The sequence below is a fragment of the Mesorhizobium sp. M7A.F.Ca.US.002.01.1.1 genome (assembly GCF_004022955.1).
In the GTDB taxonomy this organism is placed as follows: Bacteria; Pseudomonadota; Alphaproteobacteria; order Rhizobiales; family Rhizobiaceae; genus Mesorhizobium; species Mesorhizobium ciceri.
The window spans coordinates 1-15,054 of sequence record NZ_RZQE01000014.1 but is presented as its reverse complement, the minus strand read 5'-3'; the positions used below and the strand labels follow the sequence as shown (position 1 = coordinate 15,054).

Annotated in this window: 17 protein-coding genes; 8 read left to right on the top strand and 9 right to left on the bottom strand. The window is 62.4% G+C overall.

The features are described 5' to 3' along the window. Nucleotides 1–81: 81 nt before the first annotated feature. Nucleotides 82–498: a helix-turn-helix domain-containing protein gene (locus EN932_RS03545; protein WP_013530143.1), complete on the top strand. Its 417-nt coding sequence runs from the start codon at nucleotides 82–84 to the stop codon at nucleotides 496–498. Between the two features lie 8 nt (nucleotides 499–506). Here EN932_RS03545 and EN932_RS03540 read toward each other — a convergent pair whose 3' ends face one another. Both EN932_RS03540 and katG read right to left on the bottom strand, forming a co-directional pair. Then, nucleotides 507–1,064, bottom strand: coding sequence for a GNAT family N-acetyltransferase (locus EN932_RS03540; RefSeq protein WP_128368717.1), 558 nt, complete (start codon nucleotides 1,062–1,064; stop codon nucleotides 507–509). A 182-nt stretch (nucleotides 1,065–1,246) separates the two neighbouring features. After that, nucleotides 1,247–3,442 (bottom strand): catalase/peroxidase HPI, encoded by a 2,196-nt coding sequence (katG, locus tag EN932_RS03535; protein WP_063168780.1) that lies wholly within the window; start codon nucleotides 3,440–3,442, stop codon nucleotides 1,247–1,249. A 265-nt stretch (nucleotides 3,443–3,707) separates the two neighbouring features. On the opposite strand from katG, the gene EN932_RS03530 reads away from it, so the two are divergent. Further along, the gene (locus tag EN932_RS03530; protein WP_013530140.1) at nucleotides 3,708–4,655 is read left to right on the top strand and encodes a hydrogen peroxide-inducible genes activator; all 948 of its coding nucleotides are present in this window, start codon (nucleotides 3,708–3,710) and stop codon (nucleotides 4,653–4,655) included. 20 nt (nucleotides 4,656–4,675) lie between these two features. On the opposite strand, the gene EN932_RS03525 is transcribed toward EN932_RS03530, so the two are convergent. Further along, nucleotides 4,676–5,389 (bottom strand): DNA helicase, encoded by a 714-nt coding sequence (locus EN932_RS03525; protein ID WP_013530139.1) that lies wholly within the window; start codon nucleotides 5,387–5,389, stop codon nucleotides 4,676–4,678. A 584-nt stretch (nucleotides 5,390–5,973) separates the two neighbouring features. On the opposite strand from EN932_RS03525, the gene EN932_RS03520 reads away from it, so the two are divergent. From EN932_RS03520 to EN932_RS03505, 3 genes are all read left to right on the top strand, one after another. After that, nucleotides 5,974–6,951 (top strand): hypothetical protein, encoded by a 978-nt coding sequence (locus EN932_RS03520; protein WP_127370147.1) that lies wholly within the window; start codon nucleotides 5,974–5,976, stop codon nucleotides 6,949–6,951. Between the two features lie 644 nt (nucleotides 6,952–7,595). After that, entirely contained in the window at nucleotides 7,596–7,952 is a 357-nt protein-coding gene (locus EN932_RS03510) for an SPW repeat protein (RefSeq protein WP_027162069.1), read from the top strand. A 212-nt stretch (nucleotides 7,953–8,164) separates the two neighbouring features. Further along, a complete protein-coding gene (locus EN932_RS03505) occupies nucleotides 8,165–9,082 on the top strand; it encodes an NADP-dependent oxidoreductase (RefSeq protein ID WP_127385450.1) in 918 nt (305 codons plus the stop codon). A 32-nt stretch (nucleotides 9,083–9,114) separates the two neighbouring features. On the opposite strand, the gene EN932_RS03500 is transcribed toward EN932_RS03505, so the two are convergent. Further along, the gene (locus EN932_RS03500; RefSeq protein ID WP_245483252.1) at nucleotides 9,115–9,729 is read right to left on the bottom strand and encodes a hypothetical protein; all 615 of its coding nucleotides are present in this window, start codon (nucleotides 9,727–9,729) and stop codon (nucleotides 9,115–9,117) included. A 300-nt stretch (nucleotides 9,730–10,029) separates the two neighbouring features. Here EN932_RS03500 and EN932_RS03495 point away from each other — a divergent pair, with 300 nt between their 5' ends. Beyond that, nucleotides 10,030–10,470, top strand: coding sequence for a DUF2267 domain-containing protein (locus EN932_RS03495; protein WP_013530134.1), 441 nt, complete (start codon nucleotides 10,030–10,032; stop codon nucleotides 10,468–10,470). A gap of 62 nt (nucleotides 10,471–10,532) precedes the next feature. Here the strand turns inward: EN932_RS03495 and EN932_RS03490 are convergent, their stop codons facing one another. From EN932_RS03490 to EN932_RS03480, 3 genes are all read right to left on the bottom strand, one after another. Beyond that, entirely contained in the window at nucleotides 10,533–10,748 is a 216-nt protein-coding gene (locus EN932_RS03490) for a hypothetical protein (RefSeq protein WP_013530133.1), read from the bottom strand. Between the two features lie 57 nt (nucleotides 10,749–10,805). After that, nucleotides 10,806–11,039, bottom strand: coding sequence for a hypothetical protein (locus EN932_RS03485; RefSeq protein ID WP_127370095.1), 234 nt, complete (start codon nucleotides 11,037–11,039; stop codon nucleotides 10,806–10,808). Between the two features lie 180 nt (nucleotides 11,040–11,219). Beyond that, nucleotides 11,220–12,122: an alpha/beta fold hydrolase gene (locus tag EN932_RS03480; RefSeq protein WP_127385449.1), complete on the bottom strand. Its 903-nt coding sequence runs from the start codon at nucleotides 12,120–12,122 to the stop codon at nucleotides 11,220–11,222. A gap of 101 nt (nucleotides 12,123–12,223) precedes the next feature. On the opposite strand from EN932_RS03480, the gene EN932_RS03475 reads away from it, so the two are divergent. After that, entirely contained in the window at nucleotides 12,224–13,189 is a 966-nt protein-coding gene (locus tag EN932_RS03475) for a LysR family transcriptional regulator (protein WP_013530130.1), read from the top strand. Here the strand turns inward: EN932_RS03475 and EN932_RS03470 are convergent. Further along, entirely contained in the window at nucleotides 13,152–13,856 is a 705-nt protein-coding gene (locus tag EN932_RS03470) for a DUF4336 domain-containing protein (protein ID WP_024504113.1), read from the bottom strand. The two genes, EN932_RS03475 and EN932_RS03470, sit on opposite strands and share 38 nt — an antisense overlap. Before the next feature lie 136 nt (nucleotides 13,857–13,992). Here EN932_RS03470 and EN932_RS03465 point away from each other — a divergent pair, with 136 nt between their 5' ends. Then, the gene (locus EN932_RS03465; RefSeq protein ID WP_013530128.1) at nucleotides 13,993–14,565 is read left to right on the top strand and encodes a TetR/AcrR family transcriptional regulator; all 573 of its coding nucleotides are present in this window, start codon (nucleotides 13,993–13,995) and stop codon (nucleotides 14,563–14,565) included. 61 nt (nucleotides 14,566–14,626) lie between these two features. On the opposite strand, the gene EN932_RS03460 is transcribed toward EN932_RS03465, so the two are convergent. Next, the gene (locus tag EN932_RS03460; RefSeq protein ID WP_063172881.1) at nucleotides 14,627–14,917 is read right to left on the bottom strand and encodes a hypothetical protein; all 291 of its coding nucleotides are present in this window, start codon (nucleotides 14,915–14,917) and stop codon (nucleotides 14,627–14,629) included. Nucleotides 14,918–15,054 lie beyond the last annotated feature (137 nt).

Here is a 15,054-nt window from a genome sequence, read left to right as displayed (position 1 = left end):
CGCGGCGTCGCCGCATGGGTCTTGAACGCTGATGTCAGGCACTGTAATTGCTCTAGTCACTAGAGCTTCAAGAGGCAATTCATGTTTTCGATCGGTGATCTCTCGCGCCGCACCGGGGTCAAGGTGCCGACCATCCGCTACTACGAGCAGATGGGCCTTGTTGCCGCACCCGAGCGCTCGGAAGGCAACCAGCGCCGCTATTCCAGGCAGGAGCTGGAGCGGTTGGCCTTCATCCGCCACGCCCGCGATCTCGGTTTCGCCGTCGAGGACATCCGCTCTCTGATCGATTTGAGCGGCCACCCCGAGCAACCCTGCGGCCACGCCGACAAGATCGCCGAGGAGCAACTGATCTCGGTGCGGGAAAAGATTGCCCAGTTGAAGCGGCTCGAGGCCGAGCTCGAACGCATCGCCACGTGCTGCAATGGCCAGACGGTCGGCGATTGCTACGTCATCCGCGCGCTGTCGGATCATGCGCTGTGCGCCGATGAGCATGGTTGAGATACATCCTACAGCTCGATCCGGAACCGCAAGCTTTCCGCTCCGCCATAGGCGGCGTCCTCGAAAAAGCGTTCGACGAGCTTGCCGCCATTGGCCAGGATCACCTTGTGCGAGGCCGGATTGCCCGGTTTGGCGGTGATCTCGACGTGAGCCAGGCCGACCGCCCTCGCCTCCTCCAGCATCAGGCGCAGCGCCTGTGTAGCGTAACCGCGCCGCCGCTTCCACGGCACCACCGCATAGCCGATATGGCCGAGCACATGCGGCGGCAGGTCCGACGTGCCCTTCTGCCAGCGAAAGCCGATCGAGCCCGACGCCTCGCCGTCCCAGATCCAGCGGCGGAAGCCCGGCAGGCGCGGCGCCTTTTTGCCGTCGGGCAAGGTGATCGGACCGCCCCTGGCCTGGGGATCATCGAGGTCGGCGAGAAAAGCCACGGGATCCCTTTCGATTGCCGCAAGCTGCTCGCGCGTCGCTTCCAGCAATCGCACATTGTCCGGCGACCAGCCGCGTTCGAGTGCCGCCTTGTAGGACGGCAGATGTTCGAACGCGGGTTTGACGATTTCGATCATGGTGCACCGGTGCAGACGCGATGCCCACAAAATAGCATGCTTGACCAGGGAGGCACGGTCCACCAAAGCGCGGCCCCATACGACAAAGGCCGCGCTCCCATCACTGGAAACGCGGCCCTGGCGTTGTGTCCTTGGGAGGACCGGCGATCCGGCGCGGCCGCGCCGGAGCGCCTTTAGCGATCTCAGGCGATGTCGAAGCGGTCGGCGTTCATCACCTTGGTCCATGCCGCAACGAAATCCCTGGTGAATTTCGCCTTGGCGTCCGCCGACCCGTAGACCTCGGCAAGCGCGCGCAATTGGGCGTGCGAGCCGAAGATCAGGTCGGCACGGGTGCCGGTCCACTTGACCGCCTTGGTCTTGCGGTCACGCGCCTCGTAGACTTCGTCGGAGCCGGCGGCCGGATCCCAGACCGTGTTCATGCTGAGCAGGTTGACGAAGAAGTCGTTGGTCAACGTACCCGGCCGGTCGGTGAACACGCCGTGCTTCGAGTTGGCCGTGTTGGCGCCGAGCACACGAAGACCGCCGACCAGCACCGTCATTTCGGGTGCGGTCAGCGACAGCAATTGCGCCCGGTCGACCAGCATGGCTTCGACCGACATCGGCTGCTTGCCCCTGACATAGTTGCGGAAGCCATCGACTTTCGGCTCGAGCGCGGCAAAGGAATGGACATCCGTCTGTTCCTGTGAAGCATCCATGCGACCCGGCGTGAACGGCACCTTGGCCTCGTGGCCGCCATCCTTCGCCGCCTTCTCGACAGCGGCGACACCGCCGAGAACGATGAGGTCGGCCAGCGAGATCTTTTTCCCGCCGGTCTGTGCCGCGTTGAACTCCTTCTGGATGGCTTCCAGCCTGGCCAGCACCTTCGACAGTTCCGCCGGCTGGTTGACCTCCCAATCCTTCTGCGGCGCCAGCCGGATGCGTGCACCATTGGCACCACCGCGCTTGTCGGAATTGCGGAACGTCGAGGCCGAGGCCCACGCCGTCGAGACCAATTCGGAAACCGACAGGCCCGATGCCAGGATCTTCGCCTTCAGCGACGCAATGTCCTGCTCGCCGACCAGTTCGTGGTCGACCGCGGGGATCGGATCCTGCCAGATCAGCTCTTCCTTCGGCACGAGCGGGCCGAGATAGCGAACGACCGGCCCCATGTCGCGATGGGTCAGCTTGAACCAGGCGCGGGCAAAAGCGTCGGCGAACTGGTCCGGATGCTCATGGAAGCGCCGCGAGATCTTCTCGTAGGCCGGATCGACCCGCAGCGCGAGATCGGTCGTCAGCATGGCAGGCGCGCGGCGCTTGGACGGATCGTGGGCATCCGGCACGGTTCCGGCGCCGGCGCCGCCCTTCGGCGTCCACTGATGCGCGCCCGCCGGGCTCGTGGTCAGCTCCCATTCGAAGTTGAACAGATTGTCGAAGAAGTTGTTGCTCCACTTGGTCGGCGTCGTGGTCCAGGTCACCTCGAGGCCCGAGGTGATGGCATCGCCGGCGATGCCCGTGGCATGCTTGCTCGACCAGCCGAGGCCCTGCGCTTCGATGCCGGCGCCTTCCGGCTCCGCACCCACAAGCGAAGCATCGCCGGCGCCGTGGGTTTTGCCGAAGGTGTGGCCGCCGGCGATCAGCGCCACGGTCTCCTCGTCGTTCATGGCCATGCGGCCGAACGTCTCGCGAATATCGCGTGCCGAGGCCAGCGGATCCGGCTTGCCGTTCGGCCCTTCCGGATTGACATAGATCAGACCCATCTGGACGGCGCCGAGATGGCCCTGGAGTTCGCGGTCGCCGGAGTAGCGCTTGTCGTCGAGCCACTTGGTTTCCGAACCCCAATCGACGTCCTGCTCGGGTTCCCAGACGTCGGCGCGGCCGCCAGCAAAACCGAAGGTCTTGAAGCCCATCGATTCCAGCGCGACGTTGCCGGTGAGGATCAGCAGGTCGGCCCAGGAGATCTTGCGCCCATATTTCTGCTTGACCGGCCACAGCAGCCGGCGCGCCTTGTCGAGATTGGCATTGTCCGGCCAGCTGTTGAGCGGAGCAAAACGCTGCTGGCCGGCCCCGGCGCCGCCACGGCCGTCGCCGATGCGGTAGGTGCCGGCACTGTGCCAGGCCATGCGGATGAACAGCGGCCCGTAATGGCCGAAGTCGGCCGGCCACCAATCCTGCGAATCCGTCATCACCTGGTGCAGGTCCTTGATCACCGCATCGAGATCGAGCGACTTGAATTCCTCGGCATAGTCGAACTCTTCGCCCATCGGGTCCGAAAGGTTCGACTGCTGATGCAGAACGCCAAGGTCCAGTTGGTTCGGCCACCAGTCACGGTTCGTCCTGCTGGAGGATCCGTGCGCAACGGGGCATTTGCCGGCACTGGGATCATCGGTCTGTGCGTCCATGTTCTTCTCTCCGATCGTGGCTGTGTTGAGCTGTTCAACTGCTGCGTGAACAGGGACACAAAAATGTCCCTGTAGGCGGTCCGTTTCATGGCTGGCGCGATGACCTGAGCCCGATACGCGACCGAATATGTTGGATGTCCTGTTGCTGCGGGCATGCGCCTCACCAGGCGGTCCCGGCTGCTCCTCATCTTCGTTACGACTCCTATAGCAAAGCCGCTTGATTAATTTAAGTTGGATTTCCTGATTGCAGCGATAAGATGACATTATGACAAACCTGACGCTGAAGCAGCTGCGTTATTTCGAGGCGCTGGCCCGGCACAATCATTTCGGCCGCGCCGCCGATGCCTGCTCGATCTCGCAGCCCGCCATCTCGGTGCAGATCCGGGAGTTGGAGGAAACGCTGGGCACGGAGCTTTTCCAAAGAGGCCCACGCCAGGTCCGGCTGACCAATTTCGGCGAGGAATTCGCCTTGCGCGTCCGCGACATCCTACGCTCGGTGGATGAGTTGACGGATCTGGCCCGCGCCTCGCGCGACCGGCTGGTGGGACGGTTGCGCATCGGCGTGATCCCGACGATCGCACCCTACCTTTTGCCTGCCATCATCGGCAACCTCGCCCGCATGCATGACGGGCTCGATATCCACGTGCGCGAAACGCAAACGCAAAAGCTGATCCAGGAACTGGCCGACGGCCGGCTCGACGCGGCCATCGTCGCCTTGCCGGTGTCGGAACCCTCGCTGACGGAAATCGTGCTGTTTGCCGAGAACTTCGTGCTGGTCCGGCCCGGCGAGGACGAGGGAAAGCCGGTCCCCAACCGCGAAATGCTGCGCGAGATGCGGCTGCTTCTGCTGGAGGAAGGCCATTGTTTTCGCGACCAGGCGCTGTCGTTCTGCAACATGCATTCGGCGCGGCCAAGGGAGTTGCTGGACGGCAGCTCGCTGTCGACCCTGGTGCAGATGGTCGGCGCCGGCGTCGGCGTCACCTTGATTCCCGAAATGGCCGTGCCGGTGGAGACGCGCTCGGCGGCGGTGTCTGTCGCCCACTTTGCCAACCCCCAACCGTCGCGGACGATCGGCATGATCTGGCGCAAGACAAGCCCGATCGCCAAACAGCTGATGCTTATATCCGAAGTGGTTCGCCAGGCGGCCGAAACGTTGCGCGCGCAGCACAATCCGGCATCGGTTGAGCTGAACCTGGTAGCAGCCGCCCAATGAAGGCTTGGCTGACCCGATCGTCAGCCTGCCGCGTGGAACCGGATCTCGCCCTTGTTCAGGAAGCAGGTCTTGTTGAACAGCGACAGATCCAGAGGGTTCGGCAACCGCACATCGCCGATATCGGGAACCGGCTTCTGCGCCGGGTCGTAGGACCGGTCGATCTGCGAGATGAAGACGAGGATCAATCCCCTGTCGCCGGCAAACGCTTTCAGCGTGCGAACCTGCGCCATCAGCTCCGGATTTTGCCGCTTTTGGTCGAGCAGTTGCAGGTAGTCGATCACCACCAGCGTGCCGCGCGGCGCCGAGCCCAATGCCTTGACGATATAGTCGGCGCTGATGGCGTCGGAATTGTCGAACACGAACCGGTCGTTGAACTGCACCGGGTCTGCCCCGATGGCTCGAAACCGGTCGAGCACATCCCGCTGCGTATACTCCAGCGTGAAGAACACGCCCCGACTGCCGGACTTCATGGCTTCGATTGCCAGTTCGAGACTCATCAGCGTCTTGCCGTGGCCGGGTCGTGCACCCACCAGGACCAGATCGCCGGGCGCAAGTTGCGCAAACAGTGTGCCGGCAGGCGCCGCCCCGGCTGCCTTGGCCGCAAGCAGGCTCCAACTGGCGAAGCCTTCCCGTACTGCAACACGGTCAAGCGCTTCGTGGAGCGGAATTTTGGCCTCGCGGGACAACAGCCTGGCTTGACGCTTCAGATGATAGATGGGCGCGGACAGCTTCATGACAAACCTCCTGGTGCGAGCCGTTTTCGCAACCCCTCCTTATGCCAAGCGCTCGAACAGTTGGTTCGGTGATGAGAGAGCCCTGCATGGATGATGCTTTCCCGGCGGAGGGAGGAGGCGTGAGCCACGCCAGAATCAGATGATAGCTCAATCCCTGCGTATCGAAAATCGCGGAACTCGAGAGATCAGGTTCCGAACCCGCGGCTTTTCGCGATAGGAATTTTTTCTTGACTCCCTGCACTCAGCTATGGTACATATTTGTCCATGGTGCTGATTTGCGCCGATGGCCCGCCGCACAGGCGGGTTTTTCGTTTGATGCTCCGTCAGCCAACGCGCCGACGAGCTCGAAGGAACCCGCCAACCCGAGTTCGTTGCCCTGCTTCAAGGATACGAAGACGTCCGCCGCAAGCCTGGAGCCAGCATGTCGGCGTAGGGCCGTTGCATGCGTCGACCTGCTTTGCGGATCTTCATGCGGGCGCGCTAAACAAGATGTGTTTCGCCTGATAATGCGAGGCCATCTATGATCGATTCTCGCGGCAATACCGCAAGAAATCGCCATTCGCTTCGACAGGAGAATTGATCCGGTGCGGTTGAGATCTGTTTGTCTGGGCGTCGTCGCCAGCTTTTTCGTCGCCGTCATCGCCGTGACGGTGTCGGCTCGATCCTTTGCCGCATCATCTGACGTTCCGGCCTGGTTGCAGGCTCATGTCGGCAACAGCGAGGGCCAGATCTCACAAATTGTCCTCGAACGAGCCCGCGCGCTTTATCGGAAGAAGGTCGCCCAAGGGGCCGTCAAGAACCCCTGCTACTTCGCCATGGATGCGACACGCCCCAGCGATCTGGGCAATGGCGTGCTCGGCCGCCGCTACTACGTCATCTGCGAGGGCAGCGAGTCCTTCCGCGCGATTTCGTCGGGTCATGGCAGCGGGCGGAATCTGAAGGGTGTCGTCGATTTTTCGAACGGCAAGCGGTGCGCGAAGAACTTCGGCAATGCGATGGATTCATCGTTGACGGCCGGCGGCGCCTATATGACCCGCGAGGCGAAAACCTCGTTCAAGGGTTATTACCGCACTGGTGCGAAACGGGACGTGGCTTTCCAGCGCACCTTCATCCAGTTCGACGGCGAAGGCGAAGCCGCGAACGCCAGGCAGCGGGTGATCGGCGGCCACGCGGCCCAGGTGCTGCACGGCCTGTGCCTGCGCAAAAATCCGAACAGCTCGCATGCCGACCATGACGGCTTCGTGCCGTTCGGCAAGCTGGTGGATTATGCCGGCGGTCGCAGCAATGGCTGCACCAGTTGGTCGCCGGCGGATGCGCAGCAGATTATCCCGATGGTCAAGGACAATCCGACGACGCTCTACATCTACCCGGAATCGCGCGACATCGCCGCGGTCGCAGCCAACCATTCACAGCCGGGCACCTATTGGAACGCGTCCTGCCTGAAGGAAATCGGCACACCGAAATTCTGGCCGCGAAAGACCCTCGAGCCGATCATCGCCCAATACAGGAAGGATCATCCGGCACCGCCGCCGCAGCCAGTGCCGATTTGCACGCAGCCGTGACGTCCGCTTCGGCATGCGAACCATGCGCATTGATCAGCAACCCGTCGTGAACCGGTATCGATCCCGATCTCCGAGGTTTGCCAGCGTCTGACTCCCCGCGCGTCGTCGATGTCGGTAAGCCAAAGGCTGGGATAGGTTCATTTGTAACCTCGGCGCGTTGGTCCCCAGAGACAACGCGCGCCCATGGCGCGGGCGGCCGCCGCCGAGAAGGCCGCCGAAACGAAAGGCGCATCCGGTCGTTCCGCCGCCGCGCGCAAGGCAGTGACCAAGGGTACCCGCGGCAGGAAGGAAGCGGCACAGAAGGCTGCCAGAACGCGAACACATCACGCTTACATTGAACGTCTTCTTCGAGGACTGGCGCTCCGGGTGACGACTATGATCGAGAGGCGATCACATGGGTAATCGCCTGCGCCTCGCACCTTCCCGCCGCGTTGTATGTCGCGAACGGATCGGGAGTGGCTGAATGCTCCCGGCGAGGAGAGTTCCCGGTGCCGTGCCAGGCCGATTGGTTGGAACCAACGGCCTGCTCTCCAGTTAGAAAGCCAGCAAGTCTGGTTGTAGCCTTGCCGCCATGTGACCCGACGGTTTCAAGGCCGCCGATTGAGCTTCGGAAGCGTGGAGAGCACGCTTGATGGAGAAAAATCATGAACCAATGGTCAAACGCCAAGCTCTGTGACGTAGCAAATCTGGTCCTCGGAGCAATTCTCTTCTTCTCTCCATGGATATTCGCCTTCGCGGCGGGGACACAGTCCCAGAATGCCATGGGCAGCGGCATCGTGATTGTCGTGCTTTCGGTTGCCGCCCTCTTCGCCTTTGCTGTCTGGGAGGAATGGCTGAACCTCGTTGTGGGTCTTTGGGTAGTTGTGTCTCCCTGGGTGCTTGGATTCCAGGCAACCACAGCCATGGGCGTGCATGTTGTAATCGGCGTTCTGGTCGCGGTGCTGGCTGCGATCGAGCTGTGGATGATGAACCAGAACCCGCCGACGCAGTCTACGGCCTAGCAGGACTGGGCGTCCTTGCGGCGGCCTGATCGTGACGGATTGGCCGCCGACAAATTGGCATCCCGCTGGGTCGCCGATGACGGTGGAAAATCATCTGACGGTGGCCCCCCGGGAGGCCAGCGTGCCTGCCGCCGCAACCCCGGTTGCACAGCCGCTGACGACAGCCCTGCAGACAGCGTCGCCGACAGCCAGACAACAGGAGGTATGCCGACATGAAAGCAATCCGCATCCACGCTTTTGGCGGACCTGAGGTCCTTTCGATCGATCAGGTCCCCTCGCCTCAGCCGCTTGACGACGAGGTTGTGCTCAGGGTCCGCGCCGCAAGCGTCAATCCGATCGACTACAAGACCCGCGAAGGGTCGGTGAGCGAGACCCTGCCGGTCACGCTCGGGCGCGACGTATCCGGCACGGTGGAAATATGCGGTACGCGGGCGCATACGTTGAAGAAGGGCGACCCGTTGTTTGCGATGCTTGGTCATGACCGGGGCGGCAATGCCGAATATGTCGTGGTCAAGGCGACGGAGGCGGCTGCCAAACCGGATCGTCTAAGCCATGTCGAAGCCGCGGCGGTGCCGCTTGCCGGCATCACCGCATGGCAAGGCCTTTTCGATCATGGCGGCCTCAAATCCGGACAACGGGTTCTCATCCATGGCGGCGCCGGCGGCGTCGGTCATCTGGCGATCCAGCTGGCCAAGGCCGTGGGCGCGTGCGTCGCGACAACCGTTTCCGCCGAGGACGTCGTTTTCGTCCGTGAGCTTGGCGCCGATCAGACGGTCGACTACAAGAATCAGCGTTTCGAAGAGGTCGTCGATGCGGTCGACCTGGTGTTCGATCTTGTCGCGGGCGACACGCAGGAGCGCTCCTGGGAGGTGCTCAAGCCTGGCGGGACGCTCGTTTCCACGCTTTCCCAACCGTCGCAGGAAAAGGCAAACTTGCGTCGGGCGCGTGGCGTCTCCTACCTGGCCGAGCCGAATGCGGCGCATCTTGCCGAGATCGGCCGCCTCATCGAGGCCGGCAAGGTCACCCCCTTCGTGCAAGCCACCTACCCTCTTGGAGAGGTCGCCAAAGCGGAAGAACGGCTGGAAAATGAGCATGTGCGTGGCAAGATCGTGCTTGAGGTTTCCGCCTAGCGCGAGTTGATGCTCCTGCCCTCTCGAACGGGTTATCCGATCCGCGCCTTGCCGTCGCTGTCCGGCACGTTTGGAAACAGCACCTTCAGCTTGTGTTCCGCGCTTGCCCAACTGCGCCTGTGATGTTGCCACAGGCACCAGTTGCTCACCGCAAAAGCTAGAATGCCGACAGTCACGGCGAGACTGGCCGTCGAGCCAACGACGACCTTGAGCATCACGCCGGCAAAGACACCGGCGATGGCACCGTTGACGACATTCACCATCCCTGCGGTTCCGGCGAACGCTTGCCAGGGCCTTGGCTTGAGGCCGACATCGGCCAGCAGAGCCGTTTGGTTGTCATGGGTGGAGTGAACCAGATAGCGCGCCATCGAAGGGGTGAGCTCGGTGTAGCAGTGCCTGATGCGTGCCATGCCGCGGGCGTGGACCATGTCTTCGATGGCCACCTGCACAGCCCTGACGAATGTCACCAGCCCAATGAAGTAGAGGCACGGCAACAGGATCAGGCTGAACAGCATGAAAGGAAGCCCCATCCTCGTCACCTGGGCCACGAAAGCAAGGGCGATCGTGGCGCTGGATACCGAAGTCAGGAACAAATTTGCGCGCTGATTCGCCTCCTGAATAGTCGCCGCCCTGGCGGTCCCCAGCACCAAATGCTCCGTCGTCATCATCTGCAGGAGTTGCTGTCGGTTCTCGCCTTCATTGGTTTTTGTCTTCCTTGCAGGCATCGCAAAAAATCCGTTCAGGACGCGCTCCCCCAACCAGCTCCTCAAAGCCGCCCACCCAGGAACGAACTGCTTCGGAAGGGGTTCCGGCGCAACCAAGACCGCTACCGTGGATCCCGGGGCAGAGCCGGATCACAGGCCGAGCCAATTTTGTCGACAGATAGCGAAACGATTGTCCCTGAGCATCGTTTCGAAACCAGACATGAATTTGATGAGGAGGCGATGATGAGCGCTACCGGTTTGGATGTCTTTGACAGGACGCTGCAGACAACCAACATCTGGCTCGACGAGATCATGGACGATCATGGTCCGGATCGGCGAATTGCATGGCACATATTGGGCGCGGTCCTGCGGACCGTAAGGGACAGGCTGCAGATCGGGCTTGCGGCCAAACTTGGGGCGGAACTGCCGCTCCTGGTGCGCGGCGCCTATTACGACCACTACCGGCCCGCAGCCGAGCCGGACAAAACGCGCTCCCTGGAAAACTTCTCGCAGCACATCGGCGAGGAATTGAAATCGATCCGCCCCGTCGATCCCGAGGATGCAGCACGCTCGGTATTCCGAGTTCTTGCACGGCATATTGATCTTGGCCAATCGGCTAAGGTGCGCGATGCGCTGCCGAAGGAAATCCAGGCGCTCTGGCCTGAAAGCCTCGGTGTCAAATAGAGATGGTACGAATCTGACGGCTCCCCGGACAGCCAGGCCGAGGCTGGCGCCCCTGTCGGGCGTCAGTCCCGCAAACGGTTGGCGGCATGATCCTGATGCTGCTCGGTCGCAACCTGCCTGGAGTCCAAACCGCGTTCTTTGGAATGCTGTGCCTTGTCGCGATTGGACAGAACCTTGTTTTCTTCGAGCTTGTCTTTTGGCGTCACGGTCATGGCGCCTGTGCCGGAACCCTTTCCTTGTGAACCTGCTCCGATGTGCTTCTTGCTGCCGCGTGCCATGGGCTGCCTCCAATCTATGACGAATGTTCCAGGAGCGTTGCTGGTCCGTGACGCGCTTTAGTCGTCGGCACGGTTCTTGTGATGGGCGCTTTCCTGATTCTTGCCGCGAAGCATGTTGCGGTCGTCTGGATCGACGAGGTCCGGTGTGTCCGCTCCCTTGCGCAGTGCTTCGCGTTCCGCCGCTGATCGTTTCAGATCCGCCTCGGCATCAAAATCCTTGCCGGCGTTCTTTGTGTTTTCCCGCTCTTCAATGATGCGAATTTGTTGATCGTGGGTTTTGCGTCCAGTCATCGCTTTCCTCCGGCGTGTTCGTGTCGGCGCCCGAAAGTGGTGCGTCGCCGACCGTCTCTAAGGTCGGTTACGGCGTTTGCCTGGCCGAGCCTGCCTTCGTGCTGATAATGGCAAGGTGACGGGATCGTTCCGAAAGGCGTTGAAAAGCTTCTCGCCAGATGGCTCGGCTCGGCCCGGCGCTCACATTGACGCAGGCTCCGGCTGGCGCCCGCCCTTGTGAACCGCAGCGTCCTTTGAACGCTCGGCAACCGCCGGGCTGGTGCCGGATGCCTTTGCCGTCGCGGCACTCGGCTCCGCGCAGAAATCGATGACAGCCTGGATGAACTCTGCCGGATATTCGATGTTCGACAGATGGACCGCAGGCAGCACAACCAGCTTCGCGCCGGGCACCGTCGCGGCGATCAGCTCGCTGTGGCTGGCTGCCGTCACCGTGTCGTGCCGACCGGCGATCACCAGCGTCGGCCGGGGTATCAGTGCCACGGTGCGGCGAAGGTCCGCGTCGCGAACCGCCGCGAACAGACCCGCCAGGCCCTGCCGGTCGATAGCCAGCAGCATGGCGCGAAAGTCTTCGACCACAGGCTCGTTGGCGGCAACCAGCGACGCGGGGAACCAGTTGCTCAGGAACGTCTCAGCGGTTTCCGACATGTCCGGCGCCTGGCGCACCGCAGCGATCCGCTCGTCGAAATAGCTTGCCGGCGCCAGATGGGACGAGGTGTTGCTCAGGATCAGCCGGTCGATCCGCTCGGGCGCGTGGATGCCGAGCCACTGCGCGACGAACCCGCCGAGCGACAGGCCAAGGAAATGTACACGTTGCAGGCCGAGCGCATCGAGCAACTCGATGACGTCGCGGCCAAGCCGGTCCAGCGAATAGGCGCCGACCGGAACGCTCGATCCGCCATGGCCGCGAAAATCGTAGCGCAGGACACGAAAATGCTTCGCCAATTCGCCGACCTGCCCATCCCACATGTGCAGCGTGGTGCCGATGGAATTCGACAGCACCAGCACCGGCTTGCTTGCGTCGCCGTCGAAGCGGTAGGCGATGCGCGTGCCGTCGCCCGTTGTGACGAAATTCAGCTCATTCATGATGAAGATTCCTTCTGGAACGTTGAACGAGACAGAGCCTAGCCGTGGAGCGATTTTGTTGATATTACAAAGACAAGACAAGCTCTGTAACAAAAACTGACATGGCCGAATTCACCCTGCACGATCTGCAATGCTTCGATGCGGTGGTCCGCACCGGCGGTTTTCAGCCTGCGGCGGCCATGCTGTATCGCTCGCACCCCGCGGTGTTCGCCGCCGTCGCCAAGCTGGAGCGACAGCTCGGCCTCGTCCTTTTGGATCGCAGCGGCTATCGCGTGCGTCCGACCGAGGCCGGGCTGTCGTTCCACCGCCGAGCGCTATCGCTGCTGCGCGAGATGGACGGTTTGCGCGTCCATGCCGCCCAGTTGGCGATGGGTGAGGAAAGCGAGATCCATGTGGTGATCGGCGACCTGTGCCCGCGCCCGCAGGTGCTGGGCATGCTCGGGCGATTCTTCGCACAGTTGCCCGGCACGCGCCTGCATCTGCATTTCGAAGCGGTGGGCGGCCCATGGGAGCGTCTCTTCGACGACGAAGCCGACCTGATCCTGCACTGGGTCGACAAGGGCGATGCGCGGGTGGAATGGGTCGATTTGTGCAAGGTGTCCTTCATTCCCGTGGTGGCGCCGGGCTTTCTGCCTCAGCGTATCGAGCAGCCGATCACCCCGGACCAGATGCAGGCACTCACCCAATGCGTCATGCGCGACAGCGCCCGCCATTCGCCACAACAAAACTATTCGCTGATCGAAGGCGCGCCGCAATGCCTCGTCGCCGACCAGGGCATGAAGAAGGAGATCATCCTGCAGGGCCTTGGCTGGGGCCACCTGCCCCGCTTCCTGATCGAGGAAGAACTGCAGGACGGACGCCTGCACTCCATTGCCGGCCGTCATCTGCCGGGCCGCACCGACGAACTGGTGGTGGCGCGCCGCCGCGACCGGCCGCATGGGCCGATCGCGAACCGGCTGTGGGATCATATCCAGCAGGAAGCGCCGGCATTGCGCCGTGTGCTCGAAGCGCCGAAATCCGCCGAGGAAGTCAGCGGCCAACCAGCCAGCGAAAAGCGCGACGGATGAACGTTTGAGCGTCCTCCGTCACTGGTTCGCCGTGCGCCATCAGCACTCTTTCGGCCGGCCATGCCAGTATGCGTTGAAGAGCGGCACGCGCGGCGCGCCGGTCGGTAAAGCCGGCGCGGAATTTTCGCGGCACTGAGGGCTCTGCGGCCACCATCAGATCCAGCCGGGCTACGAGCGCCCGCCAGCCCTTGAACCATCCGGCGTGGAAATGCTGGATCAGATCGGTGAACAACACTGTCCTGCTTGCGCGGTGGAAGAAGACAATCTCGGTGGTGATCCTGTTGCCGCGCACGACGACCTGGTCGAGATCGTCCGCCCAGTCGGCGGCAGGCGTATCGCCGAGTTCGCCGCAGAAGAGGATATCTCGGCGCTTTTCCCGCAGGCCGGGTGGCGCATAGACCTTGGCATCGGGATAGCCGCGCTGCCAGTCAGCGAGAAACACGTGGTGAAGCGAATTGGGCGGGATCAGGAAGCGCACCACGCCCAGAGCGTCCACATCGGCGCGCAGCTCGTTCGTGAGCTCTACCGGTGACCAGATGAACAAACCGCCCCCGGACAATCCGATAACGGCCATACGCGTGGGATAGTGAAAGCCGGCGGCCGCCGTGACGATCGGACCATCCGCAATCCAGATCCCAAGGCCGAATTCCTTGAGACTACCAGCCATTTGCACATTGCTTCCCATAGAGCCGCTTGAATTCCGATGCGCCACGGTCGACCCTTCGCGGGATTGGCGGCTGCCGCAATGCGGCGGTCACGCAGCAAAAGTTTACATATGTGTAAATTTACACTAGGGTATAAAAATGACAACCCCAAAGCGGACCGAACGGTCGCGAAGCCTCATCCTCGATGCCGCCGACCTGGCGTTTCGGGAGATGGGGTTTGCCAACACCTCGGTCGAGGAGATCGCGACGCGCGCCGGCTTGACCCGCAAAACGGTCTACAATCTGTTCAGTTCGAAAGAAGAAATCGCGTTGCGGCTCATCGCCCGCGTGGAGGCGGGCGATGCCGCCTACCGCGCCCGCATGGCGGCGAACGAAGATGTATTCGTCATGCTCGAGACAGTCTTTCTCGACAGCGCCGGCTGGTGCCTGGCCAATCCCTCGCTTGCCAGGCTGGCTCTTGCCCCCGCCGAGCGTCCGTCCCTGCAGCCGCCGCCCGACCGGCCCTCATTCCAGCGCCTGGTCCGGGACCTTCTGGTGCTCGGCCAACGGCAAGGTGTCATTCGCAGGGATGACGATGCCAATTTCATGGCGCTGGTCCTGCTTGGAATATACGGCCAGGCGATGCTTTCGGCGCTTTCGGCCGGGTCATTCAGCGAGGACGAGATCAGGCACCTCATCCGCATCGTCGTTGAAGGGATCGGCAAACGCTAACTACGCGAACCACTTGTCCGCCGATCTCCAAAGCGCCGCAGGAGTGCTCCCGGCCTTCGCTTCATTGGCTGCTCTTCGGAGCCTTGGCGTCCTTTGAACGCTCCGCGATAGCGGGGCCGGCCCCGGACGTCTTTTCGGTTGCGGCGCTCGGCGTGACTTGTCTTGGCGGGTTTTGTCCCTCCGACTGGCGGGTGCGGTCTTCCACTTCGCCCATCCGGCGGGTGAGCCCTATTCCGCCGGCAGGCTTCTCGTTGGCGGCCGCATCCTGGGAGAATTCATCGGAAGCGTCGGCACCGGTCTTTGCCGGATATTTCGTCGCACCGGTTTCATAGCGGGTTTCGTTCTCAGTCATGGCATCTCTCCAGTTGCATGACGGATAAACATCTCGGCGCTATCCGGGTTCCAATTCCTGGACTTGGATTCCGGACGGATCTGGATTCCGCCCGGTCGGCCACCCAAGCGACGAGATGAGCAGCACCCTACTGCAGC